This window comes from Profundibacterium mesophilum KAUST100406-0324, assembly GCF_009835145.1.
In the GTDB taxonomy this organism is placed as follows: domain Bacteria; phylum Pseudomonadota; class Alphaproteobacteria; order Rhodobacterales; family Rhodobacteraceae; genus Profundibacterium; species Profundibacterium mesophilum.
Genome location: NZ_APKE01000026.1, coordinates 45,472 through 69,547, shown reverse-complemented (window position 1 = coordinate 69,547; position 24,076 = coordinate 45,472). Strand labels below are relative to the sequence as shown.

Sequence of the window (24,076 nt, the reverse complement as noted above, 5' to 3'; positions counted from 1 at the left end):
TCAGCGTCCTAGGAGAAGGGAATTGGGGTTGCGTTCGAGCATCCGGGCCAGGGAATTGACCGACTTGGCCGCCTCACGGATGTCGCGCAGGGCGGCGCGGGCCTCCGAGCCGAGCGTGCCGTCGGCACGGTAGCCGCCCAGAACGGTGCTCGCCTCGCCGAGCACGCCGTCGAGGCGCGTGACGAGCGTGGGAAGATCGTTTGCCGCGGCCGCGATCGCATCGGCCGCGACGCCCGCCGAGGTGATGGTCTCGTTCGTCCGCTCCAGCAGTCCACCCTCGCGGATTTCGCTCAGCAGGCGGTCGACCTCGCCGAGCGCCGCCGTCAGTGCGCCCGGCACCTGCTGCGTCTCCTCGGAGCCGATGAGCCGCTCCGCGGTCGCCAGAAGGTCGCTGGCGCGGCGCACCACCTCCTCGAGCGGCACCTCGCCGACACCGGCGACCAGCGCCTCGATCTCGGCGGCGATGGCATCGGCGCGGGCCACCACGCCCGGCACCTCATCGGAAGCCTCGGCGATTGCGCTTGCCGCGCGCCGTGCCTCGGCGAGAACCGGCTGCAATGCGGCGCTGAGCTCCTCGACCGATGCGCGGGTCACGTCGAGCGTGCGCGTCGTGCTGGTGACGAGGCCCGAATTGCTGATCTGGTCGAGCACACCGCGCACCCCGGCCAGCGCGAGGCTGGCATCCGCCGGCAACTGCTGCATGGCGGGGGTCGAGACGAGCGCCTCGGCGCTGGCGAGGATCGCGGCGACGCGGGCCATCACCGTGTCGAGGGGAAGGGAGTTCACATCGGAGAGCAGCGTGTCGATCTGCGCCGCGATACCCTCGGCCTGGGTGACGATCCGCGGCACTCCGGCAACCGCGCCGGAAATGTCGCTCGCCGCCTGCTGGGCCTGCGCCAGGACCGGCTCGACGGCGCCCGCGATCTGCTCGACCGTCTGGCGCGCCGTCTCGATGGTGGCGGCGCTGTTGTCGATGATCGCGCTTTCGCGCAGGTCCGTCACGAGGCCGCGCGCCTCTGCCAGACTGGCGGCGAGCTCGGCCGGGAGCTGCTGCGTCGCCGGTGCCGCCACGAGGGCGTTGGCGCTGCCCAGGAGGGCCTGCGTGCGCGCGAGCACCGCATCGAGCGGCAGGGTGTTGATCTCCGCCAGGAGCGTCTCGAGCTGCGCGCCCACCGCATCGGCGCGCGCGACGACGCCGGGCACGCCGGAGATCGCGCCGGAAATGTCGCTCGCCGCCTGCTGGGCCTGCGCCAGGACCGGGGTCAGAGCCTCCGCGATCTGGGTAACGGCGGTGCGTGCGGTGTCGATCGTCGCCTGCGCGTCCTCGATCATGCCACTGCCGCGCAGATCGGCGATCAGGCCCTGCGCCTCGGCGACCGCGTCGCGCGCGGTCTGCGGCAAGCCCTGCGTCGCCGGATCGGACAGCAGGCGCGTGACCTCTCCCAGGGCCGCGGTCGCGTCGCCGAGCAGCGCCTCGAGCGGCAACCCTTCGGCCTTGGCGATCAGGCCGTCGAGCGAGGCGACCGCGTCCTGCGCCTGCGCGGTCAGCGCGGGGATGCCGTCGACCGCGCCGGTGACGCTGTCGGCGGCTTCCTGCGCCGCGACCAGCGCCTCGGTGAGCGCCTCGACGGTGCCGGCATCGCGCATGGAGGCCAGCAGCCCTTCGAACTGGCCAATCGCCTCCTGCACCGAAACAAGCGTCTGCGAGGCGTCCTGCGGAATGCGCTGCACGCCGTCCGAGGTCACGAGGCCGCGCACGTCGCCCAGAAGTGCCAGCACCTCGTTGGGCGTATCGGTCAGGGCGGGATCGTTGAGCACGCGGTTGACGCTGTCCATCACGTTGATCGCCGAGCCGAGAAGCTCCTCGATCGGCAGGGCGTTGACCCTGTTGAAGACCCCTTCGGCGGTGTCGGCGAAATCCGACAGATCCGCCGGTGTGCTCGGCAGCATCGGATAGGGCGCGGCATCCATGTCCAGCTCGGCCTCGATGGGACTGTCCATCTCGATCAGGCTGATGCGCAGTCCTCCGAGGATCGACGCGTTCTGCAACTGCGCGCGCAGACCGTTCTCGACCTCGTTGCCGAGGTAGTCGAGGGCCTCCTGCTCGGTCGTCTCGACGCCCAGACCCATCTTGCCGGGCTGCAGCTCGAGCGTGGCCAGCAGACGGACGCCACTGTCGCCGAACCGCTCCTCGTCCACCAGCCCGGTCAGCGCCGAGACCTTGCCCACGTTGATGCCGCGATACTCGACGATGGCACCCGGCTCGAGCCCGGTCACCGCATCCTCGAAGACCGTCGCAAGATTGATCTTGGGCCCGTCCTGCCCCTCCGAGAAGACGCTCGACCTGGCGGCATCCTCGCTCTCGAAGAGCTGGAATACATGGCCGGGCTCGATCGCCTCGCCGCCGCTGATGGTCGTGTCGAAGCTGATCCCGCCGGTGACGAGCGAGGCGAGACTGGAGACATCGAGCTGCGCGCCCGAGGCCCCGAAGGAAAAGGAGAAGCCCGACGTGTCCCAGAACCGCGTCGCCGTGGTCACCAGCTTGGAGATCGGCGCGCGGATGAAGCCGTCGGCGAGGACCTGCACCCCGTCATCCGAAAGGCGCAGGTTGGCGATCTGTCCCACGGAGATACCGCGATAGAGGATCGGCGTGCCTTCGGACAGGCCATCCGAGGTGGCGCTGCGCAGCTGGATGGTCAGACCGCTCTGATCGTTGCGGATCAGCGGCGCGCGCACGGCGCCCTCGAAGCGCGCGACCTGCGTGCCGGCAGTGCTGTCCCAGCTACCGGCGATGAAGACGCCGGACAGTACCGTGTCGAGCCCGCTGACGCCCTGCGCCGACACTTCCGGGCGCACCACCCAGAACTTTGCATCCTCGTCGACGAAGGGCGCGACCTCCTTCTCGAGGCGCACCTCCACGAGGACATTCGTCAACCCGTCGGTAAAGGTCACGCTTTCCACGAGGCCCACCGTCACGTCGCGGTAGCGCAGCTGCGTCTCTCCCGCCTTCACCCCGGCGGCGTTCTCGAAGACGATGCCGATGAGGGGCCCCTTCTCCGCATAGCTCTGCCAGACCACCGCGAGGGAGATCAGCAGCGCCGCGACCGGCACGGCCCAGACCAGGGAGAAGCGATCGCGCAGCGACCGTCCGGCAGGTTTGACGGACGGTGCCGGCGGCGGTGTATCGGTCATGCGGGATGGTCCTCTTCTGCATCCCAGATGAGACGCGGGTCGAAACTCTGCGCGGACAGCATGGTGAAGATGACCGACAAAGCAAACGTGATCGCCGCCGGGCCGGGATTAATCGCGGCAGCGACGTCGAGTTGCACCAGTGCGCTGAGGATCGCGACGACGAAAACGTCGATCATCGACCAGCGCCCGATGAATTCCACCAGCTCGTAGAGCTTGTGGCGCGCATGGGGCGACAGGCGCGCGCGCCCCGTCACGCTGAGCGCGAGGAAGCCGATGATCATGAACTTGCCGATCGGGATCAGCACGGAGGCGACGAAGATGACGATCGCGATGCCGACCGCGCCATGGGTGGCCAGCTCGATCGCGCCGCCCACGATGGTGTCCTCGGAGACCGTGAAGAGCATTCTCGTGCTCAGCATCGGGTAGAGATTGGCGGGAATGTAGCAGATCACCCCCACCGCCAGCCAGGCCCACACCCGCTGCAGGCTGCGCAGATCGCGCGAACGCAAGGCCGTGCCGCAGCGATCGCAGACGGTCTTCTCAATCGGCCATACCCTGGTGCAGCGCGTGCAGGCCACAAGCCCCTTCTCGCGCGCGGTCGTTATTGTCGTCGTCATTGTCGTCGGCCTCGTCATCTGTCGGCCTCGTCCAGCGTCTTCCAGATCGTCCATCTGTCCATCATCCCGTCCTGGAAGACCGAGATCAGCACCAGGGCCGCGAACATCCAGAAGGCCGGCCCATAGCCGACCTGTGCCAGGTCGGACACCTTCACCAGCGCGACGGCCACCCCGATCACGAAGATCTCGGCCATCGACCAGGGGCGCAGCTCCTCGGACAGGCGAAAGGCGCCGCGCGCATGGCGAAGCGGCTTGCGGCCCAAGCTGAGCGGGAGCAGCACGTAAAGCACGAGGACCGCCCGCAGGACCGGGATCAGCACGATCAGCCCGAGAACCAGGACCGAAAGCAGCATCATCGCCCCGCCATCCATGAAGGCCAGCGCCGCGTCGAAGACCGAGCTGGCATTCGACAGCCCGGCGACGTTGACGCTGAGGAACGGGAAGAAGGTCGCGCCCGCCATCAAGATCACCACCGTCACGGCGAGCGCCATCACCCTCAGGAGGGCATTGCGCCGCGGCGCGATCAGGACCGTGTGACAGCGCGCGCAGACGGCCTTCTCGCCGAGATCGGGCGCACGCGCGGTATAGAGCGCATCACATTGCGGGCAGGCGATCATCGCATCCTCGTTCGTCATCGCATCCTCGCAGGTTCCATGCCGGGTCCGGCGGGACCCCTCGCCCCGTTCTTCCCCCGATCCGGCCGGATCGGCGCCAAACGTGGTCCGGTGCTACTGCCCGCACCCACGGCGCGCCAGTGCGCCGCCGCGTCAAGCGTTACCGCAAAGCCGCCGGCGAGCGATAGCGCAAAGCGCCGCGCCCTTGCGCGAAGCGGCTGTGCGCCGGGGCGCATCCGGCGCACATAGCGCGCTTTGGCCGAGGATCGACGGGTTGATCACCGCGCGGTGATCAGCGATGCTCGCCCCCTGAGACCGCCGCCGCCGCGGGCCGCGGGGCGTCATGGCGCAAGCCGCGGCACCCCTCCCCTGCGGCGCCGGAATAAAAACAAGCACCGATCTGGGAGAGACGATATGAAGCATACACCGATCCTGACCGCCGTGAGTGTGGCCGCCGGCCTCTTCGCCGGAAGCGCCAGCGCGCAGGAGCAGTTCATCACCATCGGGACCGGCGGCGTGACCGGGGTCTACTACCCCACGGGCGGCGCCATCTGCCGTCTCGTCAATCGCGACCGCAAGGAAACCGGCATCCGCTGCTCGGTCGAGAGCACCGGCGGCTCGGTCTACAACCTCAACGCCATCCGCAGCGGCGAGCTGGAATTCGGCGTCGCGCAGTCCGACTGGCAGTATCACGCCCTCAACGGCTCCTCCAAGTTCGAGGAGCAGGGCGCCTTCGAGGACCTGCGGGCCGTCTTCTCCGTGCATCCCGAGCCCTTCACCGTGGTCGCCCGCGCCGATGCCGGCATCGAGAGCTTCGCCGACCTCAAGGGCAAGCGCGTCAATATCGGCAATCCCGGCTCCGGCCAGCGCGGCACGATGGAAGTGCTGATGGAAGCCATGGGCTGGGGCACCGACGATTTCGCCCTCGCCTCCGAGCTGCAGGCCGCCGAGCAGAGCCAGGCTCTGTGCGACAACAACATCGACGCGATGGTCTACACCGTCGGCCACCCTTCCGGCTCGATCCAGGAAGCCACGACCGCGTGCGATTCGGTGCTGGTGGAAGTGTCCGGCGAGGCGGTCGACAAGCTCGTGGACGAGAACCCCTATTACCGCACCGCCACCATCCCGGGCGGCATGTATCGCGGCAATGACGAGGACACGCAGACCTTCGGCGTCGGCGCCACCTTCGTCAGCTCGGCCTCCGTGCCCGAGGATGTCGTCTACGCGGTAACCAAGGCGGTCTTCGAGAATATCGACCAGTTCCGCGGCCTGCATCCCGCCTTCGCCGATCTCGACCCCAAGCAGATGGCGAATGACGGCCTCTCCGCGCCGCTGCATCCCGGCGCCGAGAAGTACTACCGGGAGGCCGGCCTGATCGAGTGATCCGCCTGCCGAAGCAATAGGGGCACGCGGCGACCGCGCCGCGTGTCCGCGCCTGCCTCCCTCCGCCAAGGAGGGGGGCGGGCACGAAACGGCCCTGCCTTGCCGGCAGGATTTGCAATATCCCATGTTCATTTCGTGACAGAAAGGCGGGTCCCATGTCCGGACAGAACGACGGCCAGGGTCGTCAATTCTCGGATGCCGAGCTTCAGGATCTGGTTGCCAGCTCGGATGCCGGTGCCCGCGCGCCGTCGAGCCGCGCCGTCGCGGTCCTGATCGCCGTCACCGCGCTCACATGGTCGCTGTTCCAGCTCTGGATCGCGCAGCCGCAGCTTTGGTTCGGACAGTATCTTCCGGTGCTCAACTCGTCGCAGACGCGTCCCATCCACCTTTCCTTCGCGGTCTTCCTCGCCTTTCTCGCCTATCCCGCCTTCCGCAATTCCCCGCGCGACAGGGTGCCGCTCGCCGACTGGGCGCTCGCGCTGATCGCCACCGGCTGCGCGCTCTATGTCTTCCTCTTCTCGGAACGGCTCGCGATGACGGCGCGCTCGGGCCTGCCCACGCAGACGCAGATCATCATCGGCACGGTCGGCCTCATCACCCTGCTCGAGGCCTCGCGCCGCGCGCTCGGGCCGGCCCTGACCATCGTCGGCGCCCTCTTCATCGCCTATGCCTGGTTCGGACAGGGATGGCTGATCCCCGAGCTGATCGAGCATGAGGGGCTGAGCTACGCGGCTCTCATCAACGCGCAATGGCTCGACACGGCCGGCGTCTTCGGCATTCCCCTAGGCGTATCGACCGCCTTCGTCTTCCTCTTCGTGCTCTTCGGCTCGCTGCTCGACAAGGCCGGTGCCGGCAATTACTTCATCCAGCTCGCCTTCTCGGGCCTCGGCCACCTGCGCGGCGGCCCGGCCAAGGCCGCCGTCGTCGGCAGCGCCATGACCGGCCTCATCTCCGGCTCCTCGATCGCCAACGTGGTGACCACCGGCACCTTCACCATCCCGTTGATGAAGCGCGTGGGCTTCACCTCCGAGCAGGCAGGATCGGTCGAGGTCGCCTCCTCGGTGAACGGACAGATCATGCCGCCGGTGATGGGCGCCGCGGCCTTCCTGATGGTCGAGTTCATCGGGATTTCCTATGTCGAGGTGATCAAGCACGCCTTCATTCCGGCGGTGATCTCCTACATCGCGCTGGTCTATATCGTGCATCTCGAGGCGCTCAAGAAGGACATGCCGGCACTCGGCAAGCCCAAGTCGCTCCTGGGGATGCTGGTCAAGTTCGCGATCGGCTTCGCGGTCTTCGGTGCCGGCTTCACCGCCCTGATCTACGCCGTCGGCGCCCTGCGCGCGGTGGCCCCCGCCCTGACCACGCCGATCACCATGGGCGCGCTCGCGCTCGTCTACGTGCTCCTCGTGTGGATCTCCGCCCGCCAGCCCGAGCTGGCCCTCGACGATCCCGATGCCGAGGAGATCCGCCTGCCCGAGGTCAAGGACGTCTATGCCACCGGCCTGCACTACGTGCTGCCGATCCTCGTGCTGGTCTGGTTCCTGATGGTCGAGCAGCAGAGCCCGGCGAAATCGGCCTTCTACGCCACCTCGCTGATGCTCTTCATCATCGTGACGCAGAAGCCCCTGAAAGCGCTTTTCCGCAGGGGCGAGAGCCAGGGCGCGGCATGGAAGTCGGGGATCATCGATCTTGCCGACGGGCTCATCGCCGGGGCGCGCAACATGATCGGCATCGGCGTGGCCACGGCGGCCGCCGGCATCATCGTCGCGACCGTGACCAAGACCCCCATCGGGACCGAGCTCGCCGGCCTTGTCGAACAGCTTTCGGGCGGTGTTCTCATCCTCATGCTGGTCCTTGTCGGGCTCTTCTCGCTGATCCTCGGGATGGGTCTTCCGACCACTGCGAACTACATCGTGGTCTCGTCGCTGATGGCCTCCGTGGTGGTCAGCCTCGGCGCACAGGAAGGGCTGATCGTGCCGCTGATCGCGGCGCATCTCTTCGTCTTCTACTTCGGGATCATGGCGGATGTGACGCCGCCCGTGGGGCTTGCCTCCTTCGCCGCCGCCGCCGTCTCGGGGGGCGATCCGATCAAGACCGGCTTCACCGCCTTCTTCTACAGCCTGCGCACCGTCGCGCTGCCTTTCCTCTTCGTCTACAACCCTGTCCTGATCCTCTACGGTGTCGATCTGGGGACCTGGGCGGGGATCGCGCAGGCGGTGATGGTCTTCGTGATCGCGACATTCGCGATGCTGCTCTTCGCGGCCGCGACCCAGGGCTACTTCCTGGCGCCCTCGCGCTTTTACGAAAGCGCCGCGCTGCTCCTCGTCGCCTTCACGCTCTTCGTGCCGAACATCTGGCTCAACATGGTGCAGAGCCCCTACCGCGAGATCCCGCCCTCCGCCTTCGAGCAGAGCGTCGCCGACGCGCCCCTGGGCAGCCGCCTGCGTCTGCAGGTTTCGGGCCCGGACTTCACCACCGGAGCGCCCTCGGAGACGACGCTGGTGATGAACATCGAGGAGGAGGGCACCGCCGCCGAACGGATCGGCGCCTCGGGCCTCATGGTGATCGAGGAGGCGGACGGGCTGCGCATGGAGGAGCCGATGTTCGGCACCCCCGCGCAGGAAAAGCTCGGCATGTTCGACTTCTATGCCGACACCCCCGTGACCGTGACCGCGATCCAGGCCCCGCGCGATCGCTTGCCGGCCGAGATCTTCTACATCCCCGCCCTGTTGCTGCTCGGCCTCGTCATCATGCTGCAGCGCCGCCGCCAGACCAAACCGGCCTTCTGAGGAGCCAGCCCATGGACAGTCCGATCTTGCTCTCCGTCGATCTCAGCGCGCCGTCGAGTTGGCGTCACGCCCTGCCGGCGGCCCTTGCGATGCGCGGCGGCAATCCTCTCCATGTCGTCACGGTGGTGCCGAATTTCGGCATGTCGATCGTCGGCAGCTTTTTCGACGAAGGCTTCAAGTCCCGCGCCCTTCACGCGGTGGGCGAGGCGATGAACGCCTGGGTGAACGAGCATATCCCGGACGATGTCGAGGTGCATCCGCATGTCGTGCATGGCCGCGTCTACGAGGAGATCCTGCACGCCGCCGACCGGCTCGATGTCGGCACGATCGTGCTCGCGGCCCATACGCCCGAGTTGACCGACTACCTGCTCGGGCCCAATGCCGCGCGCGTCGTGCGCCATGCACGCCAGTCGGTCTTCGTGGTACGCGGCTGATGGGAAGGCCGGATGCGCCCCCGCCGCGCTCCGCCGTCTTCGGGCGCAGCATGGGCCCGCCCCTGCCGGTCGCGGTGGGCGGGGACGGCTGCTACCTGATCGACGCCCGGGGGCGGCGCTACCTCGATGGTTCCGGCGGCGCGGCCGTCTCCTGCCTCGGCCATTCGGATGAGAAGGTGCGCGCCGCGATCCACGCGCAGCTCGATCGGCTCGCCTTCGCCCATACCGGCTTCTTCACCTCCCGGCCCGCGGAAGAGCTTGCCGAGAAACTCGTCGCGGCGGCGCCGGGCGATCTGGGCCATGCCTATTTCCTCTCGGGCGGCTCGGAGGCGGTCGAGGCCGCGCTGAAACTCGCGCGCCAGTATTTCCTCGAGATCGGCGAGCCCGCCCGACACCGGATCATCGCGCGCCGCCAAAGCTATCATGGCAACACGCTCGGGGCGCTCGCGGCGGGGGGCAATGCGTGGCCGCGCGAGAAATACGCGCCCCTCCTCACCGAATGCAGCCATGTCGATCCGTGCTTTGCCTATCGCGAGCAAGCCTCCGGCGAGACGGCCGAGGATTACGGCCGGCGCGCCGCCGACACGCTGGAGGCCGAGATCCTGCGCCTTGGCCCCGAAAGCGTGATGGCCTTCATCGCCGAGCCGGTCGTCGGCGCCACGGCGGGGGCGGTGCCGCCCGTGCCGGGCTATTTCGCCCGCATCCGCGAGATCTGCGACCGCTACGGCGTCCTGCTGATCCTCGACGAGGTGATGTGCGGCATGGGGCGGACGGGCACGCTCTTCGCCTGCGAGCAGGACGGGATCGCCCCCGACATCGTGACCATCGCGAAAGGTCTCGGCGCCGGATATGCGCCCATCGGCGCAATGCTCGCCTCGCGCCGCATCCATTCGGCCATCGCCGAAGGGTCCGGCGCCTTCCAGCACGGCCATACATACCACGCCCATCCACTCAGCGCCGCGGCCGCCCATGCCGTGCTTTCCCGTCTGCTCGACGACCGGTTGCTGGACGCGGTGCCGCGCCTGGGCACGCAGCTCGCGGACGCGCTCGATGCGCGCTTCGCCGATCACCCCAATGTCGGCGACATCAGGGGGCGCGGCCTCTTTCGCGCCGTCGAACTGGTGGCCGACCGCGAGACCCGCGCGCCCTTCGATCCCGCGCGCAAGCTGCATGCGCGCATCAAGGCCGCCGCGATGGAGGAGGGGCTGATCTGCTACCCGGCGGGCGGCACGGTGGACGGGGCACGGGGCGATCACGTGCTCCTCGCGCCGCCCTTCATCATCACCGAGGCACAGATCGGCGAGCTGACCGAGAAGCTCGCCCGCGCCCTCGACGCGGCCATCGCCTGCTGACCTTCATGCGCCGGGCCTTCAGCTTCGCCCAAATACCTTGGGGAGACCGCAAGGTCGGGGCGAAGCCCCCGCCCGGCCCGCAACGCGCCCCCGGCCCGCCAGACGGTGCTAGCCGATGATCTCGAACCGGGTGACATCCACCATGCCCCTGTCGGTGATCTTCAGGGCCGGGATCACCGGCAGCGCGAGGAAGGCAAGTTGCAGGAACGGCTCCTCCAGCACCACGCCCAGCGCCCGCGCCGCATGGCGCAGCGCCTCGAGTTCGCCGCGCACCTGCTCGAAGGGGGCAAGGCTCATCAAACCCGCCACCGGCAAGGCGAGCTCGGCGCGGATCTCGCCCTCGCATGCCACGACGATCCCCCCTTCGATCTCGCCCAGTCGATTGGCCGCGAGGGCCATGTCGGCGTAATCCACCCCGGCGCAGACGATGTTGTGATGGTCGTGGCAGATGCTCGAGGCGATCGCGCCCCGCTCCAGTCCGAACCCCCTGACGAAGCCGCGCGCGATATTGCCGTTATGCCCGTGACGCTCGATGACCGCGATCCGCGCCAGGTCGCGCGCCGGATCGGGACGCTTGTCACCGTCGCTCACCACGATCTCCTCGCGCAGATGCTCGGTGATGATCTTGCCAGGCAGGATGCCGATCACATCCGTCATCGCCTGGTTCGACCGCGACGCGAAATCGGAGGACGCAAGATGCGGTGCCTTCATGCTGTTCCGCCCGATGGGGGCCACCGGCGCACGGGCGGCGAAGGCGGCCTCGTCGAGACGCCGCCCCCCGCTCAGCACCATGCGCGCGTCGCATGCCTCGAGGCTCCCGAGCACCACGATATCGGCGCGCTTTCCCGGAGCGATCTGCCCGCGATCCTTCAGGCCGAACGCCTCTGCCGCCGACAGGGTTGCCGCGCGATAAACCGCAAGAGGGCTCGCCCCTTTCGCGATGGCATGGCGGATCATGTAGTCGAGATGCCCGTGCTCACCGATGTCGAGCGGGTTGCGATCGTCGGTGCACAGGCACAGGTAGGCGCTGTTACGCTCGGTCAGGATCGGCAGCAGCGCGTCGAGATCCTTGCTGACCGAGCCCTCTCGGATCAGGATGCGCATCCCGCGCGACAGCTTCTCGAGCGCCTCCTCGGCACGGGTCGCCTCGTGCTCGGTGCGGATGCCCGCCGCCACGTAGGCATTGAGCCCCTTGCCCGAGAGCTGCGGCGCATGCCCGTCGATATGGGCCCCCGAGAACGCGGCCAGCTTGTCGAGACAGTCCGCCGCGCCGGAGACGACGCCGGGATAATTCATGAACTCGGCGAGGCCCAGCGCCGAAGGGTGCGCGGCCAGCGCGGCCAGCTCCGCCGCGCCGATCCGTGCGCCCGAGGTCTCCATGTGGCTCGAGGGCACGCAACTGGGAAGGTTGACCTTGATGCTCATCAGCGTGTGACGCGCCGCCTCGAGGAAATAGGTGATGCCGGGCACCCCCAGCACATTCGCGATCTCGTGCGGATCGCAGATCGCGGTGGTGATCCCGCGCGGGCCCACGCAGCGGTCGAACTCGTGCGGGGTGACCATGCTGCTCTCGATATGCAGATGGGTGTCGATGAAGCCGGGCACGAGCACGCCGCCGCCCATGTCGATCACCTCGCCGCCCTCGTAATGCGCGCCGATTCCCGCGATCCGCCCCTCGACGATCGCCACGTCCCCTTCGATCATCGCGCCCGTCACCACATCGAGCACCGTGCCGCCCCGCAGCACCATCTGCGCCGGCGCATCCCCCCGCCCCGCCGCGATCAGCCGCGAGAGCCCGTCCCTGTCGAGGGCCGCGAGTTCCATCAGAACGCCTTGAAGGTCAGGGTCGTCTGGGTTCGCTCGATTCCCTCGATGTCGAGCAGGCCGTCATTGATGAACTGCCCCGTATCGGCTTCCTCGGGCACGTAGAGCTTGAGCAGGAGGTCATGGGCGCCGGAGGTGGAATAGAGTTCGGAATGGATCTCCCGCAGAACGATCTGCTCGGCCACCTTGTAGGCCGTTCCGGGCCGGCAGCGGATCTGCACGAACACGCATTTCATCGTCTCTTTCTCCCTTGTTGCCGGGCCATTTGACCACCCCGTGTCCCGGCCCGCCAGCGAATTTGCGCGTCCCTCCCGCATCGCGCAGCGCTTGACACTGCCCCGCCGCGCATTCCACCTAGCATCGTTGCCCGAAAGGGTCCCCACTCCCGATCAAGCCCGGATGGACTTCAGAAGATGAGCTATGCCCCCCGTCTCGCCCCTTCCCTGTCACGCCTGGGCACCGAAAGTGCCTTCGAGGTGCTGGCCCGGGCCCAGGCGCTGGCCGCGCAGGGGCGCGACATCATCAACCTGGGCATCGGGCAACCCGATTTCCGCACGCCCGAGCACATCGTCGAAGCGGGCGTCAAGGCGCTGCGCGACGGGCATCACGGTTACACGCCGGCCGCCGGGCTGCCGCGCCTGCGCGCCGCCGTCGCCGCCGATCTGGGGGCAAGGCATGCGCTCGCGGGAGAGGCGGAGGTCGATCCGGACACGGTCGTGATCGTGCCGGGCGGCAAGCCGACGATGTTCTTCGCGGTGATGATGCTCGGCGGGGCGGGATCGGAGATCCTCTATCCCGATCCGGGCTTCCCGATCTATCAAAGCGTCATCCGCTATTCCGGCGCCACGCCCGTGCCCATCGCCCTGCACGAGGAAGACGGCTTCGCCTTCGACGCGGACACGGTGCTGTCGCAGATCACGCCGCGAACCAGCCTGATCATCATCAACAGCCCCGCCAACCCGACGGGCGGCGTCACCCCCAAGGCGCAGATCGACAAGCTCGTCGCCGGGCTCGAGGCCCATCCCCATGTCACCTTGCTGAGCGACGAGATCTACAGCCAGATGCTCTATGGCGGCCGCCGTCACGTCAGCCTGCTGAGCTATCCGCAGATCCGCGACAGGCTCATCATGCTCGACGGCTGGTCCAAGACCTACGCGATGACCGGCTGGCGGCTCGGCTATGCCGTCTGGCCCAAGGCCCTGGTCGAGCACGCGGTCAGGCTCTGTATCAACGATCATTCCTGCGTCAACGCGGCGGCGCAATTTGCCGGTCTCGCGGCGCTCGAAGGACCGCAGGATGCCGTGAACGACATGCTGGCGCAGTTCGACCGGCGGCGCACCGAGATCGTCCCGGCGCTCGACGCGCTGCCCGGAATGCGCTGCGCCGATGCGGCGGGCGCCTTCTACGCCTTCCCCAGTATCGAGGGCACGGGGCTCGATGCGCGCGGCGCGCAGGACCTCTTCTTGCAACAGGCCGGCGTCGCGACCGTGGCCGGCACCAGTTTCGGCGCATCCGGCGAGGGCTACCTGCGCTTTTCCTATGCCGCCAGCCTCGAGCATATCCAGGCCGCCATCGCGCGCATTCGCACCCTACTGGAGGAACGTTCATGAACAACCGGGTCCTGGCCATCGGCAATTACGACCCTTGGGACATCTCGGCCATGGAGGCCGATTTCGACCTGATCCACCTCGGCAGTTCCGCGCAGATCGGCGAGCTGGACGCACAGACCCGTGCCGGCATCACCGCCTCCGCCTTCAAGTTCGGCAGTTTCGGCCCCGATGAGATGGACCTGCTCCCCGATCTCGCGATGATTTCCAATTACGGCGTCGGCTACGATTCCATCGACATTGCCGCGGCCCGGGAACGCGGCATCCGGGTCACCAACACGCCCGATGTGCTCAATGACGACGTCGCCGACCTGACGATCGGAATGATGCTGATGCTGACGCGGCGGATGCGCGACGGCGAGGCGCATGTCCGCTCGGGGGCCTGGGCGGACGGGCCGCTCCCGCTCAACAGAAAATTCAGCGGCGGGCGCGCCGGCATCCTCGGCCTGGGACGGATCGGCCGCGCCATCGCCGAGCGTCTCGTTCCCTTCGGAATGGAGATCCACTACCACGCGCGCTCCGAGAAGGACACGCCGGGCTGGACCTATCACGACGATCCGGTCTCGCTCGCCGGGGCGGTCGATCACCTCGTCATCGCTCTCGTGGGCGGCCCCGCGACCGAGAAATACGTTTCAGCCGAGGTGATCGCGGCCCTTGGCGCCGAGGGCGCGCTCTACAACATCTCGCGCGGAACCACGGTCGACGAGGATGCCCTCCTCGATGCGCTGGAGGCCGGGCGCCTGATGGGTGCCGGCCTCGATGTCTATCTTGGCGAGCCACGGCCCAACCCCCGGTTCCTCGCGCTCGGAAACGTGGTGCTTCAACCGCACCAGGCCTCGGGCACGGTGCAGACCCGCAAGGCGATGGGCCAGCTGCAACGCGACAACATCGCGGCGCATTTCGCCCGCGAGGACCTTCTGACACCGGTCGCCTGACGGAGCGGAGGAGACGCCCACCCCTTCGAGCGGCGCTTCATCTTCGCGGAAAATACCTCCCCCGGAGGGGCTTGCGCGCGGCGCCGCGCGCAAGCTGCGGCCTCAGCCGCCGGCTACCGCGATCTCCTGGACCTGGCGTCCAAGCCCCGAAACCTCGAGCTCGAGCCGGTCGCCCGGTTGCAAGAACCGCTGCGGCGACATCCCCATGCCGACCCCCGAAGGGGTTCCCGTCGCGATGATGTCGCCCGGCTGGAGCCGCATGAAGCGCGACATGTAGGAAATGATCTCGGCCACCCCGAAGATCATGTCCGACGTCTCGCCATCCTGCACACGCGTCCCGTTCAGCGACAGCCACAGGCGCAGGGCCTGCGGGTCGGGAACCTCGTCCGCCGTCACCAGCCAAGGCCCGATCGGACCGAACCCCGGAGCGGACTTGCCCTTGATCCACTGCCCGCCGCGCTCGATCTGGAATTCGCGCTCGCTTACGTCGTTGATGGTGCAGTAGCCGGCGACATGCGACAGCGCATCGGCCTCCGACACGCCGTGACAGTCGCGCCCGATCACCACGCCGAGTTCGACCTCCCAGTCGCCCTTCCGCGATCCCTGCGGCAGGGTAATCGTGTCATTCGGACCCGAGAGCGCCGAACTGGCCTTGGAAAAGAGGATCGGCTCCTTCGGCGGCTCGGCCCCGGCCTCTGCCGCGTGCTTGGCATAGTTCAGCCCCACGCAGAAGAAATTGGGCACCCAGCCGAGGCAGGACCCGATGCGCGGGGTGCCCTCGATCGGCGGAAGGCTCTCGACATCGATGCCGCGCAGCCGGTCGAGCGCCTCGATCGAGACCCCCTCCCCCGCGAGCGGCATGATGTTCTTCACCGACAGGTCGCGCGGCGTGCCCTGCGCATCCAGGATCGCAGGACGTTCCGCCCCGGCCGGCCCAACTCTGAGCAATTTCATTCTCGTCTCCCTTGCAAACGGCACCCGGCCGCCATCACGGCCATCGCGTCATGCCTATCCACGGCCGATGAACGGCATCGCCGTGGCCATGATGGTGTGGAACTGGACATTCGCCTCCGGCGGCAGCTCGGCCATGTAGAGCACGGAGGCCGCGACATGGGCGACATCCATTACCGGCTCCGCGCGCACCGCGCCATCGGCCTGCGGCACGCCGCGGGTGAAGACCTCCGCCATGTCGGTCATCGCATTGCCGATGTCGATTTGCCCGCAGGCGATGCCGAAGCGCCGCCCGTCGAGTGACAGGGTGCGCGTCAGGCCGGTCATCGCGTGCTTGCTGACGGTGTAGGGCACCGATCCGGGCCGGGGCGCATGGGCCGAGATGGAGCCGTTGTTGATGATCCGCCCCCCCTGCGGCTCCTGCCGTCGCATCAGGCCGAAAGCCGCGCGCGCCGCGAGGAAGGCGCCGGTGATGTTGATGTCGCAGACCGCCTGCCAGTCGGCGACGGCGATCTCGTCGATCGGGGCGGCGGGGGCGGCGATACCGGCATTGTTGAAGAGCACGTCGAGCCTGCCCCAGCGGTCCTCGATCCGCGAGAAGGCCGCCTCGACGGCGCCGGGATCGGACACGTCGCAAGGCAGCACGAGACAGGTTTCCGCGCCCCGCGCCACCGCCTCGAGCGGCTCTGCCCGGCGGCCGATCAGCGCCACGCGCCAGCCGCGCCCGGCAAAGAGCTCGGCGGTGGCCTTGCCGATCCCGCTGCCGGCGCCGGTGATCGCGATGACGCGGCCTTCCGCACCGTTTCCTTGTCCGTCCCTTGTCATGGCTCCCCTCCCCCCGAGGTGATCGCCGCGCCGTCCCGCCGCCGGCGCGGCCGGTTTTCAGTGACTGTCGCGCGGCAACTGGCGGGCGACCTTGCGATAGGCCGTGGCCAGCTCCAGACAGCCACCCTCGGCCAGCTGCCCCACATGCCGGCGATAGAGTTCCTGCCAGGGGGTCTGGTTCTCGAGCGCGGGCGCGCGCCATTCGGCCTGCCGCTCCTTCCATTCCTCCTCGGGCACGAGGGCCATCATCGTGCCCGCGTTCAGATCGAGCCTGACCCGATCACCACTGCGCAGGTAGGCGAGCCCGCCCCCGACGGCGGCCTCGGGCGAGGCGTTGAGGATCGAGGGCGATTCGGAGGTGCCGGACTGGCGCCCGTCGCCCACCGTGGGCAGATGGGCGATGCCGCCGCGCACCACCGCGTCGGGGGGCAGCATGTTCACGACCTCTGCCGAGCCGGGATAGCCGACGCATCCGACACCGCGAATGAAGAGGATCGAGCGCTCGTCGATCCCGAGCCCCTCGTCGTTGATCCGCTCGTGATAATCCTCGGGGCCTTCGAAGACGACGGCCACGCCCTCGTGGATGCCCTCCTTGCCGGCATCGCTGAGAAAGCGACGCCGGAAATCCTCGGAAATCACGGAAGTCTTCATCAGCGCCGAGTCGAAGAGGTTGCCCCGCAGGACCTTGAAGCCCGCCTTCTCGCGCAGCGGCGCGGAAACATCGCGGATCACCTCGCGGTCGCGGCTCGACCAGCCTTCGAGATTGGCGCCGATGCTGCGGCCGGTCGCGGTCATTGCACCCTCGCGCAAACGGCCCGCCGCGCGCAGCTCGCCCATCACCGCCGGAACGCCGCCCGCCCGGTAGAACGACTCGCCCAGATAGGCGCCCGCGGGCTGCATGTTCACCAGCAGCGGCACGTCGAGGCCGATCGTCTCCCAGTCCTCCATCGCAAGCGGCACGCCGGCATGGCGGGCGATCGCCTGCAGATGCGGTGGCGCGTTGGTCGAGCCCCCGATCGCGGTATTGGTCACGATGGCATTCTCGAAAGCCTCGCGCGTCAGGATGTCGGAGGGCTTGAGATCCTCGTGCACCATGTCGACGATCCTGCGGCCCGTCTCGTAGGCCATCGCCATGCGCTCGCGGAATGGCGCGGGGATCGCCGAGCAGCCCGGCAGGGTCATGCCCAGCGCCTCTGCCATCGCGTTCATCGTGCTCGCCGTGCCCATCGTGTTGCAATGGCCAAGCGAGGGCGCTGAGGCGCAGACACGGGCCATGAACTCGTCGTAGTCGATCTCGCCCTCGGCCAGCAGGCGGCGGCTCTCCCAGATGATCGTTCCAGACCCCGCCAGCTTGCCGTTCCACCAGCCGTCGAGCATCGGCCCGCCACTGAGCGCGATCGCCGGCAGATCGACCGTCGCCGCCCCCATCAGCATGGCCGGCGTGGTCTTGTCGCATCCGGTGGTCAGCACCACCCCGTCGATGGGATAGCCGTGCAGCACCTCGACCAGCCCCAGATAGGCCAGGTTGCGGTCGAGCCCCGCCGTGGGACGCTTGCCGGTCTCCTGAATGGGGTGGACGGGAAATTCCATCGGGATCCCGCCCGCATCGCGGATCCCCGCCTTGATGCGGTCCATCAGGAAGACATGGATCTTGTTGCAGGGCGCCAGGTCGCTCCCGGTCTGCGCGATGCCGATGACCGGACGGTCGCTTTGCAACTCCTCGCGGGTGTATTCCTGGTTGAGGTACCGCTCGAGATAGAGGGCCGTCATCCCCGGATTGTCCGGGTTGTCGAACCATTGGCGGGACCGCAATCCCGCTGCACTCTTCGTCTTGCCCATCGGTAGCCCTCCCCCGGCGCGCGCCGCGCCTGTCGGGGGCGGGCTCGCGGCAAGATCGCGGCTCGCCGCACGGGATGCAAGACCGTTCGGAACCTTCGCCGCGCCCGCCCCCGCGGCACAGCATTGCCAGAAACGCCGTGGAGCCCGCGCAGATCCCACGGGGCATGACGGCAGGAGAAAGCGCGCGCGGGGCCGAAGCCGCCACCGGGCCCCTCGGGGGCCGCGCACATGGCCGCGAGAGCGGCGGGCGGCCCTCTCGCACCCCGCCGCGCGCCATGCAGGGATGGCACGCCCGCCCGGAAGCGCTGTCAGACGCTCTTGTTGCCCGCCGCGTCCTTTTCGAGCGCATCGAGCCGGGATTTCAGCGCCGCGTTCTCCTCGCGCGCCTTCTGGGCCATGATGCGCACCGCGTCGAACTCCTCGCGGGTCACGAAATCACGGTCCGCCAGCCAGCGGTCGATCATGCCCTTCATGGCATTCTCCGCCTCGCCGCGCGCACCCTGGGCCACGCCCATCGCGTTCGTCATGAGCTGCGAAAGGTCGTCGAACATTCTGCCGCGTGTCTGCATCAAAGCCTCCTGAATGGATATGAGGCATCATATGGCGGCGGGCCGGCCGCGCTGCAAGGGCCGCCCGGACCCCCGCGGGCCTCCGGCATGCGGTCCCGCGCGGGCAAGGCTCCCGATCTAAGGAAGGGGGCCGAAGGAAGAGGGCGATGCACATGACCGGAGGCGGCCGCCCCGACCCGAATGGACGGCCCCGTTCAGCCCGGCCCCGCCGCGCGCGCTTCCCCCTGGGCAAGCCTGTTGACTTCGCCGCCGCGTTCCGGCCCATGTCAGGCCATGCAAACCATCCTCCCCTTCCCGGACATCGCCCCCGAGATCTTCTCGATCGACCTCGGCGGTTTCACCCTCGCATTGCGCTGGTATGCCTTGGCCTACATCGTGGGCATTCTCGCCGGCTGGCGCCTCGCGATCATGGCGGTCCGCCGCCCCGCCCTGTGGCCGGGCGGCACCGCGCCCTTCACCATGGAGGCGATCGATGACCTGATGACCTCCGTGATCCTCGGGATCATCATCGGCGGGCGCCTGGGCTTCGTGCTTTTCTATCAACCGGGATACTACCTCGCCAATCCGGCCGAGATCGCGATGATCTGGCAGGGCGGCATGTCCTTCCATGGCGGGATGCTGGGGGTGGCGGCGGCGGGCCTGTATTTTGCATGGCGCCGCGCGGTGCCACTGGCCAGCGTGCTCGACATCATGGCGCTCGCCACACCGCCGGGGCTGCTGCTCGGCCGAATCGCCAATTTCATCAATGCCGAGCTGTGGGGCCGGCCCACCGACCTGCCCTGGGGCGTCGTCTTTCCCGGCATCAGGGCACAGGACTGCCCTGGCATCGAGGGTCCCTGCGCCCGTCACCCCTCGCAGCTCTACGAGGCGGGTCTCGAGGGGATCATCCTCGGCATTGCCCTGATCATCCTGGTCTTCGGGCGCGGCTGGCTGCGACGTCCGGGGCAGATCACGGGCGTTTTCCTGATCGGCTATGGATTGTCGCGATTCGCCGTCGAATTCGTGCGACAGGCCGACCCGCAATTCATCACCGAAACGAACCCGCTCGGCCACGTGATCGGGCTCGGCGGCACCGGGCTCAGCATGGGACAGCTTCTGTCGCTGCCGATGATCGCGATCGGCATCGGCTTCGTTATCTGGGCGCGGCGGCGCCCGGTGCCCGCGTGAGCGCCCCGGCGAACCGGGGCGAAAGCTTCGCCGCCACGACGCCCCTGGCCGGAATCCTGCTTCGGCAGATCGCGGCGACCGGGCCGATGCGCATCGCCGACTACATGCAGGCCTGCCTGCTGCATCCCGAATGGGGCTATTACACCACCCGCGACCCCTTGGGCGCGGAGGGCGACTTCATTACCGCGCCCGAGATCAGCCAGATGTTCGGCGAACTCGTCGGCCTGTCGCTGGCGCAGGGCTGGATCGATCTGGGGCGTCCCGACCGGATCGCCCTGGCCGAGCTCGGACCGGGGCGTGGCACGTTGATGGCCGACGCGCTGCGCGCCGCCGCCGCCGCCGTGCCGGGCTTTGCCGATGCGGTCACGCTGCACCTGGTGGAGGTCTCGCCGCGCCTGCGTGCGGCGCAGGCACAGCGCCTGTCGGCATATGATCCGCAGTGGCACGCGGACATCGCGGGACTTCCCGACCTGCCCCTTCTGCTCGTGGCGAACGAGTTCTTCGACGCGCTGCCGATCCGGCAATTCCTGCGCGATGGCGACGGCTGGCGCGAGCGGATGGTGATGGCGCGCGGCGAAGCCCTTGCCTTCGGCCTGGGTCCGGTCGCCAAACTCGACGCGCTGGCGCACCGGCTCGGGGACACGGCGCAGGGCGACATGGTCGAGACCTGCGTGCAGGGCACCGGCATCGCGGCCGCGATCGGCGGGCATATCGCGGCGCATGGCGGCGCGGCCCTCATCGTGGATTACGGCAGCACCCTGCCCCGCGGCGACACGTTCCAGGCCGTGCAGGCCCATTGCCGCGTGCATCCCCTCGCGGCTCCCGGCGAGGCGGACCTGACCGCGCATGTCGATTTCGGCGCGCTGGCCCGCGCCGGCGGCCTGCATGCATCCGCCCCGACGCCGCAGGGGCTCTGGCTCGAGCGCCTTGGGATCACGGAACGCGCACGCATCCTCGCCCGCAACCTCGAGGGCGCCGCACTCGAGGCGCATGTCGCCGCGCATCGACGGTTGACCCACCCCGCCCAAATGGGACACCTTTTCCAGGCAATGTCGTTCGGCTCCGGATCGCAACCGCTTCCGGGCCTCGATCCGGGAACCGTCCCATGACCCTCGAAATCATCACGGCCGACAGCCTGCTGTCGACCCGGCACGGCTTCTTCACCCGGCGCGGCGGGGCGTCTTCCGGCGTCTTCGAGGGGCTCAATTGCGGCGAGGGCTCGTCGGATCAATGCGATGCGGTGCGCATCAATCGCGCCCGCGTGGCCGAGGCGATGGGCGTCGCGCCCGGGGCCCTCATCACCATGCGCCAGGTCCATTCGGCGAAGGTGGCGGTGATCGAGGACCGGGCGCCCGCCCGGCGCGAGGCCGACGCGATGGTCACCGACCGGCCGGGCATCGCCCTCGGGATCCTGACCGCCGACTGCCAGCCGGTGCTTTTCAGCGATCCCGAAGCGGGGGTCATCGGCGCGGCGCATGCCGGCTGGAAGGGAGCGCTCGCCGGCATTCTCGAAGCGGTGGTCGACGCGATGGAGACGCTGGGCGCGCGGCGCGAACGGATCAACGCGGTGATCGGCCCCTCGATCAGCCAGCGCGCCTACGAGGTCGGCCCCGAGTTCATGGAAACCTTCGCCGCGCGCGATCCGCAAAGCGTGCATCATTTCGCGCGCGGACGCGCGGACCGGCTGCATTTCGACCTGCCGGGCTACGGACTCTCGCGGCTCGGGCTGGCGCGCGTGGCCGGGGCGCAATGGACCCGGCACTGCACCTATTCCGATCCGCAGCGTTTCTACTCCTACCGCCGCTCGGTGCATTTCAAGGAAGCCGATTACGGGCGGCTGATCGCGGCCATCCGGCTGTGACACCGGCGCGGCGCGCGCCGTCCGGGCGCGCCATCGCGCCAGATTTGATCCGCGAAACGGCGCGGTCTTACCCCGTCTCCGCCATGCGAACGCCCGATTTCCCGACCAGTCTGTCTGCAACGACCATTGCAGCATGCGCTCAGAAAGAGCCCGCGAGACAGGAGATCGGCATGAAGAAGACCCCGCGCTGGATGAAATCGGTCCTCGACGAGGCCTCGAAGCCCCAACCCAACCTGCCCTGGGCACGCAGCGCCGGCCGCGTGCCGCCCGCCGCCACGATTGTCCCGCGCCTTCAGACCGCGCCGCTGCGCGCCGGCTCCGCCTGAAGCGGCCGCGCCCGCCCGCGCCGGCATGCCGGCACGGGCAGGCGGACCCTCGGCCTCGCGGAACAATGTTGCGCCTGGCGGCGCAATGACGCCGCACCGGCGTCAATTCCAGGGCAATTTTGACATAAGCTTGCGCAAACCCATATGCTTGTCTTGTCCTTCTGCAAATTGGTGGGGGCCAATGCAGATGTGGTGAGACCGAAAGGCTGCTACCATGTCCCACACCCCGCACATGCGCACCGGCGTTCCGGCGCCCTCGGGCAACGTGCCCTGGACCGTCAAGCGGCGCATCCCGAGCGCGCCCCGCCCGCCGGCGCCCAACCTGCCTTGCAACCGGCTTTATCACTCATGCTGGCTCGCCCCTGACGGGCAGATCGAGGATTTGTCGCGCAAGGGACCGTCGATCCCCCTGTTCCGCGACGCTTTTTCCGCCCTCGCGCGCGGATCGCTCCTGCCGACGGAAGAGGGTCCGGTGGCTATCGAGGACGTGCTGCCGGGAATGCGCGTGTCGACATCGAACGGGCTTCAGACCTTGCTCTGGAAGGGCAGCAGCGCCTTCGCGCCCGCCCCGATCGGACAGGCCGGCGGGATCCGCCTCTATCGCATTCCCGCCGACGCCTTCGGCTTCGGCCGCCCGATGCCCGATCTCGTTCTCGGGCCGGCGGCCCGGCTGGTGGATCGCGCGCCGGCATTGCGGACGGTAACGCCCGACGGGGCGGCCCTTGTGCCCGTCGCGCCCTTCGCCGATGGCATGTCGGTCATCGAGGTGACACCCGTGGCGTCGGTCGAGCTGTTCCATATCGGTTTTGCCGAGCATTGCCTGCTGACGGTCAACGGCGTCGAGATCGAGAGCCACCATCCCGGCCCGGTCGACACCGCGCGCCTGGGGCCGGCGATGACCGAGCTTTTCCTGGGTCTCTTCCCGCATGTCGCGAGCCTGTCGGGCTTCGGGCGCATGACCTGTCCGCGCCTGACGGTCGAGCAGTATCAGACCCTGGGCGCCGCCTGACGGCTCGCCCGGGGACGGCCCGTCAAGCCTCCCGCGCCAGGCGCTGCTCGAGGATGTCGAAGGGCACGCCGGGCTCGTCCTTGGCCCCCCGGATCACGAGGGAGGTCTTGACGCTGCCGACATTCGGCGCGGCCGTCAGCTCCTCGGTCAGGAAGCTCTGGAAGGTGCTCAGGTCGGGCGCCACGCATTTGAGCACGAAATCCACCTCGCCGTTGAGCATGTGGCATTCCCGAATCAGGGGCCAACCGCGACAGCGCTCCTCGAAGGCGGCGAGATCGGCCTCGGCCTGGCTCTGCAGCCCGACCATCGCGAAGACATGCACCTCGAAGCCGAGAAGCCGCGGATCGACGACGGCATGGTAGCCGCGAATGTAGCCCGCCTCCTCCAGCGTCCTGACGCGCCGCAGGCAGGGGGGCGCCGAAATGCCGACCCGGCGCGCCAGTTCGACATTCGTCATTCGCCCGTCCGACTGCAGCTCGGACAGGATCATGCGATCGATGGTATCCAGCTTGTGACCCGCCATGGTCGAACCCTACCCCTGAGAATTTCGTAACTTTACGAAAGCGCGCATCCATGCGCAACATTGTTTCAACGATGCGCAATATCGTTATAGGTGCGCGGCATCCACCCCTTCCGCGACAATCTCATGGCCATTCCCGGACATGGCCCCGAGCCTCGCCCCATCGCCGGTATCGCGCGTCGCGCCCGGATGACCACGGGGGTTTCGCAGCCCTGCCCGAGTGGTTATATCGGCCCGGCGCCGCGAGGCGAATGCACAG

At 68.4% G+C, this 24,076-nt stretch carries 21 protein-coding genes; 11 read left to right on the top strand and 10 right to left on the bottom strand.

Annotated features, from left to right (window positions below; genetic code table 11):
* Genes PMES_RS11205 through PMES_RS11195 form a run of 3 tightly spaced genes read right to left on the bottom strand, consistent with a single transcriptional unit; the run spans position 1 to position 4,444 of the window.
* The gene (locus tag PMES_RS11205) at positions 1-3,192 is read right to left on the bottom strand and encodes an MlaD family protein (protein ID WP_159965781.1); all 3,192 of its coding nucleotides are present in this window, start codon (positions 3,190-3,192) and stop codon (positions 1-3) included.
* Positions 3,189-3,809: a paraquat-inducible protein A gene (locus tag PMES_RS11200; RefSeq protein ID WP_159965780.1), complete on the bottom strand. Its 621-nt coding sequence runs from the start codon at positions 3,807-3,809 to the stop codon at positions 3,189-3,191. The genes PMES_RS11205 and PMES_RS11200 overlap by 4 nt, the downstream gene beginning before the upstream one ends.
* Positions 3,810-3,823: 14 nt before the next feature.
* Positions 3,824-4,444, bottom strand: a complete 621-nt coding sequence (locus PMES_RS11195; RefSeq protein WP_159965779.1) for a paraquat-inducible protein A — start codon at positions 4,442-4,444, stop codon at positions 3,824-3,826.
* A 393-nt stretch (positions 4,445-4,837) separates the two neighbouring features.
* On the opposite strand from PMES_RS11195, the gene PMES_RS11190 reads away from it, so the two are divergent.
* The 4 genes from PMES_RS11190 to PMES_RS11175 all read left to right on the top strand — a co-directional run bounded on the left by PMES_RS11190 (position 4,838) and on the right by PMES_RS11175 (position 10,384).
* Entirely contained in the window at positions 4,838-5,806 is a 969-nt protein-coding gene (locus PMES_RS11190) for a TAXI family TRAP transporter solute-binding subunit (protein WP_159965778.1), read from the top strand.
* A 155-nt stretch (positions 5,807-5,961) separates the two neighbouring features.
* On the top strand, positions 5,962-8,598 hold the full coding sequence (locus tag PMES_RS11185; RefSeq protein ID WP_159965777.1) for a TRAP transporter permease: 2,637 nt from the start codon (positions 5,962-5,964) through the stop codon (positions 8,596-8,598).
* 11 nt (positions 8,599-8,609) lie between these two features.
* Entirely contained in the window at positions 8,610-9,032 is a 423-nt protein-coding gene (locus PMES_RS11180; RefSeq protein ID WP_159965776.1) for a universal stress protein, read from the top strand.
* Positions 9,032-10,384: an aspartate aminotransferase family protein gene (locus PMES_RS11175; protein WP_159965775.1), complete on the top strand. Its 1,353-nt coding sequence runs from the start codon at positions 9,032-9,034 to the stop codon at positions 10,382-10,384. Before PMES_RS11180 ends, PMES_RS11175 begins: the two co-directional genes overlap by 1 nt.
* Positions 10,385-10,492: 108 nt before the next feature.
* On the opposite strand, the gene ade is transcribed toward PMES_RS11175, so the two are convergent.
* Entirely contained in the window at positions 10,493-12,208 is a 1,716-nt protein-coding gene (gene ade / locus PMES_RS11170; RefSeq protein ID WP_159965774.1) for an adenine deaminase, read from the bottom strand.
* The gene (locus PMES_RS11165; RefSeq protein ID WP_159965773.1) at positions 12,208-12,444 is read right to left on the bottom strand and encodes an Lrp/AsnC ligand binding domain-containing protein; all 237 of its coding nucleotides are present in this window, start codon (positions 12,442-12,444) and stop codon (positions 12,208-12,210) included. Before PMES_RS11165 ends, ade begins: the two co-directional genes overlap by 1 nt.
* 177 nt (positions 12,445-12,621) lie before the next feature.
* Between PMES_RS11165 and PMES_RS11160 the strand changes: the two genes are divergently transcribed.
* Positions 12,622-13,818, top strand: coding sequence for a pyridoxal phosphate-dependent aminotransferase (locus PMES_RS11160; protein WP_159965772.1), 1,197 nt, complete (start codon positions 12,622-12,624; stop codon positions 13,816-13,818).
* On the top strand, positions 13,815-14,750 hold the full coding sequence (locus PMES_RS11155; RefSeq protein WP_159965771.1) for a 2-hydroxyacid dehydrogenase: 936 nt from the start codon (positions 13,815-13,817) through the stop codon (positions 14,748-14,750). The genes PMES_RS11160 and PMES_RS11155 overlap by 4 nt, the downstream gene beginning before the upstream one ends.
* 102 nt (positions 14,751-14,852) lie before the next feature.
* Here the strand turns inward: PMES_RS11155 and PMES_RS11150 are convergent, their stop codons facing one another.
* The 4 genes from PMES_RS11150 to PMES_RS11135 form a co-directional block, all read right to left on the bottom strand.
* On the bottom strand, positions 14,853-15,704 hold the full coding sequence (locus PMES_RS11150) for a fumarylacetoacetate hydrolase family protein (protein ID WP_159965770.1): 852 nt from the start codon (positions 15,702-15,704) through the stop codon (positions 14,853-14,855).
* Between the two features lie 54 nt (positions 15,705-15,758).
* Positions 15,759-16,526: an SDR family oxidoreductase gene (locus PMES_RS11145; RefSeq protein WP_159965769.1), complete on the bottom strand. Its 768-nt coding sequence runs from the start codon at positions 16,524-16,526 to the stop codon at positions 15,759-15,761.
* A gap of 57 nt (positions 16,527-16,583) precedes the next feature.
* The gene (locus PMES_RS11140) at positions 16,584-18,365 is read right to left on the bottom strand and encodes an IlvD/Edd family dehydratase (protein ID WP_159965768.1); all 1,782 of its coding nucleotides are present in this window, start codon (positions 18,363-18,365) and stop codon (positions 16,584-16,586) included.
* Between the two features lie 308 nt (positions 18,366-18,673).
* A complete protein-coding gene (locus tag PMES_RS11135) occupies positions 18,674-18,934 on the bottom strand; it encodes an accessory factor UbiK family protein (RefSeq protein WP_159965767.1) in 261 nt (86 codons plus the stop codon).
* A 273-nt stretch (positions 18,935-19,207) separates the two neighbouring features.
* On the opposite strand from PMES_RS11135, the gene lgt reads away from it, so the two are divergent.
* The 5 genes from lgt (at position 19,208) to PMES_RS11110 (ending at position 23,297) form a co-directional block, all read left to right on the top strand.
* Positions 19,208-20,101, top strand: coding sequence for a prolipoprotein diacylglyceryl transferase (lgt, locus tag PMES_RS11130; RefSeq protein ID WP_159965766.1), 894 nt, complete (start codon positions 19,208-19,210; stop codon positions 20,099-20,101).
* Positions 20,102-20,187: 86 nt separating this feature from the next.
* Positions 20,188-21,210 (top strand): class I SAM-dependent methyltransferase, encoded by a 1,023-nt coding sequence (locus PMES_RS11125; protein ID WP_159965866.1) that lies wholly within the window; start codon positions 20,188-20,190, stop codon positions 21,208-21,210.
* A complete protein-coding gene (gene pgeF / locus PMES_RS11120; RefSeq protein WP_159965765.1) occupies positions 21,207-21,962 on the top strand; it encodes a peptidoglycan editing factor PgeF in 756 nt (251 codons plus the stop codon). Before PMES_RS11125 ends, pgeF begins: the two co-directional genes overlap by 4 nt.
* 170 nt (positions 21,963-22,132) lie before the next feature.
* Complete coding sequence (locus tag PMES_RS11115) at positions 22,133-22,288, top strand: hypothetical protein (protein ID WP_159965764.1); 156 nt, start codon at positions 22,133-22,135, stop codon at positions 22,286-22,288.
* Positions 22,289-22,502: 214 nt separating this feature from the next.
* Positions 22,503-23,297 (top strand): Hint domain-containing protein, encoded by a 795-nt coding sequence (locus PMES_RS11110; RefSeq protein WP_159965763.1) that lies wholly within the window; start codon positions 22,503-22,505, stop codon positions 23,295-23,297.
* 22 nt (positions 23,298-23,319) lie between these two features.
* Here PMES_RS11110 and PMES_RS11105 read toward each other — a convergent pair whose 3' ends face one another.
* Positions 23,320-23,820 (bottom strand): Lrp/AsnC family transcriptional regulator, encoded by a 501-nt coding sequence (locus tag PMES_RS11105; protein ID WP_159965762.1) that lies wholly within the window; start codon positions 23,818-23,820, stop codon positions 23,320-23,322.
* Between the last annotated feature and the right edge of the window lie 256 nt (positions 23,821-24,076).

What these genes read in the sequence shown, in the direction of transcription:
- PMES_RS11205 (WP_159965781.1), bottom strand. Translation starts at nt 3,192, where the DNA reads ATGACCGATACACCGCCGCCGGCACCGTCCGTCAAACCTGCCGGACGG.
- PMES_RS11200 (WP_159965780.1), bottom strand. Translation starts at nt 3,809, where the DNA reads ATGACGACGACAATAACGACCGCGCGCGAGAAGGGGCTTGTGGCCTGC.
- PMES_RS11195 (WP_159965779.1), bottom strand. Translation starts at nt 4,444, where the DNA reads ATGACGAACGAGGATGCGATGATCGCCTGCCCGCAATGTGATGCGCTC.
- PMES_RS11190 (WP_159965778.1), top strand. Translation starts at nt 4,838, where the DNA reads ATGAAGCATACACCGATCCTGACCGCCGTGAGTGTGGCCGCCGGCCTC.
- PMES_RS11185 (WP_159965777.1), top strand. Translation starts at nt 5,962, where the DNA reads ATGTCCGGACAGAACGACGGCCAGGGTCGTCAATTCTCGGATGCCGAG.
- PMES_RS11180 (WP_159965776.1), top strand. Translation starts at nt 8,610, where the DNA reads ATGGACAGTCCGATCTTGCTCTCCGTCGATCTCAGCGCGCCGTCGAGT.
- PMES_RS11175 (WP_159965775.1), top strand. Translation starts at nt 9,032, where the DNA reads ATGGGAAGGCCGGATGCGCCCCCGCCGCGCTCCGCCGTCTTCGGGCGC.
- ade (WP_159965774.1), bottom strand. Translation starts at nt 12,208, where the DNA reads ATGGAACTCGCGGCCCTCGACAGGGACGGGCTCTCGCGGCTGATCGCG.
- PMES_RS11165 (WP_159965773.1), bottom strand. Translation starts at nt 12,444, where the DNA reads ATGAAATGCGTGTTCGTGCAGATCCGCTGCCGGCCCGGAACGGCCTAC.
- PMES_RS11160 (WP_159965772.1), top strand. Translation starts at nt 12,622, where the DNA reads ATGAGCTATGCCCCCCGTCTCGCCCCTTCCCTGTCACGCCTGGGCACC.
- PMES_RS11155 (WP_159965771.1), top strand. Translation starts at nt 13,815, where the DNA reads ATGAACAACCGGGTCCTGGCCATCGGCAATTACGACCCTTGGGACATC.
- PMES_RS11150 (WP_159965770.1), bottom strand. Translation starts at nt 15,704, where the DNA reads ATGAAATTGCTCAGAGTTGGGCCGGCCGGGGCGGAACGTCCTGCGATC.
- PMES_RS11145 (WP_159965769.1), bottom strand. Translation starts at nt 16,526, where the DNA reads ATGACAAGGGACGGACAAGGAAACGGTGCGGAAGGCCGCGTCATCGCG.
- PMES_RS11140 (WP_159965768.1), bottom strand. Translation starts at nt 18,365, where the DNA reads ATGGGCAAGACGAAGAGTGCAGCGGGATTGCGGTCCCGCCAATGGTTC.
- PMES_RS11135 (WP_159965767.1), bottom strand. Translation starts at nt 18,934, where the DNA reads ATGCAGACACGCGGCAGAATGTTCGACGACCTTTCGCAGCTCATGACG.
- lgt (WP_159965766.1), top strand. Translation starts at nt 19,208, where the DNA reads ATGCAAACCATCCTCCCCTTCCCGGACATCGCCCCCGAGATCTTCTCG.
- PMES_RS11125 (WP_159965866.1), top strand. Translation starts at nt 20,188, where the DNA reads ATGCGCATCGCCGACTACATGCAGGCCTGCCTGCTGCATCCCGAATGG.
- pgeF (WP_159965765.1), top strand. Translation starts at nt 21,207, where the DNA reads ATGACCCTCGAAATCATCACGGCCGACAGCCTGCTGTCGACCCGGCAC.
- PMES_RS11115 (WP_159965764.1), top strand. Translation starts at nt 22,133, where the DNA reads ATGAAGAAGACCCCGCGCTGGATGAAATCGGTCCTCGACGAGGCCTCG.
- PMES_RS11110 (WP_159965763.1), top strand. Translation starts at nt 22,503, where the DNA reads ATGTCCCACACCCCGCACATGCGCACCGGCGTTCCGGCGCCCTCGGGC.
- PMES_RS11105 (WP_159965762.1), bottom strand. Translation starts at nt 23,820, where the DNA reads ATGGCGGGTCACAAGCTGGATACCATCGATCGCATGATCCTGTCCGAG.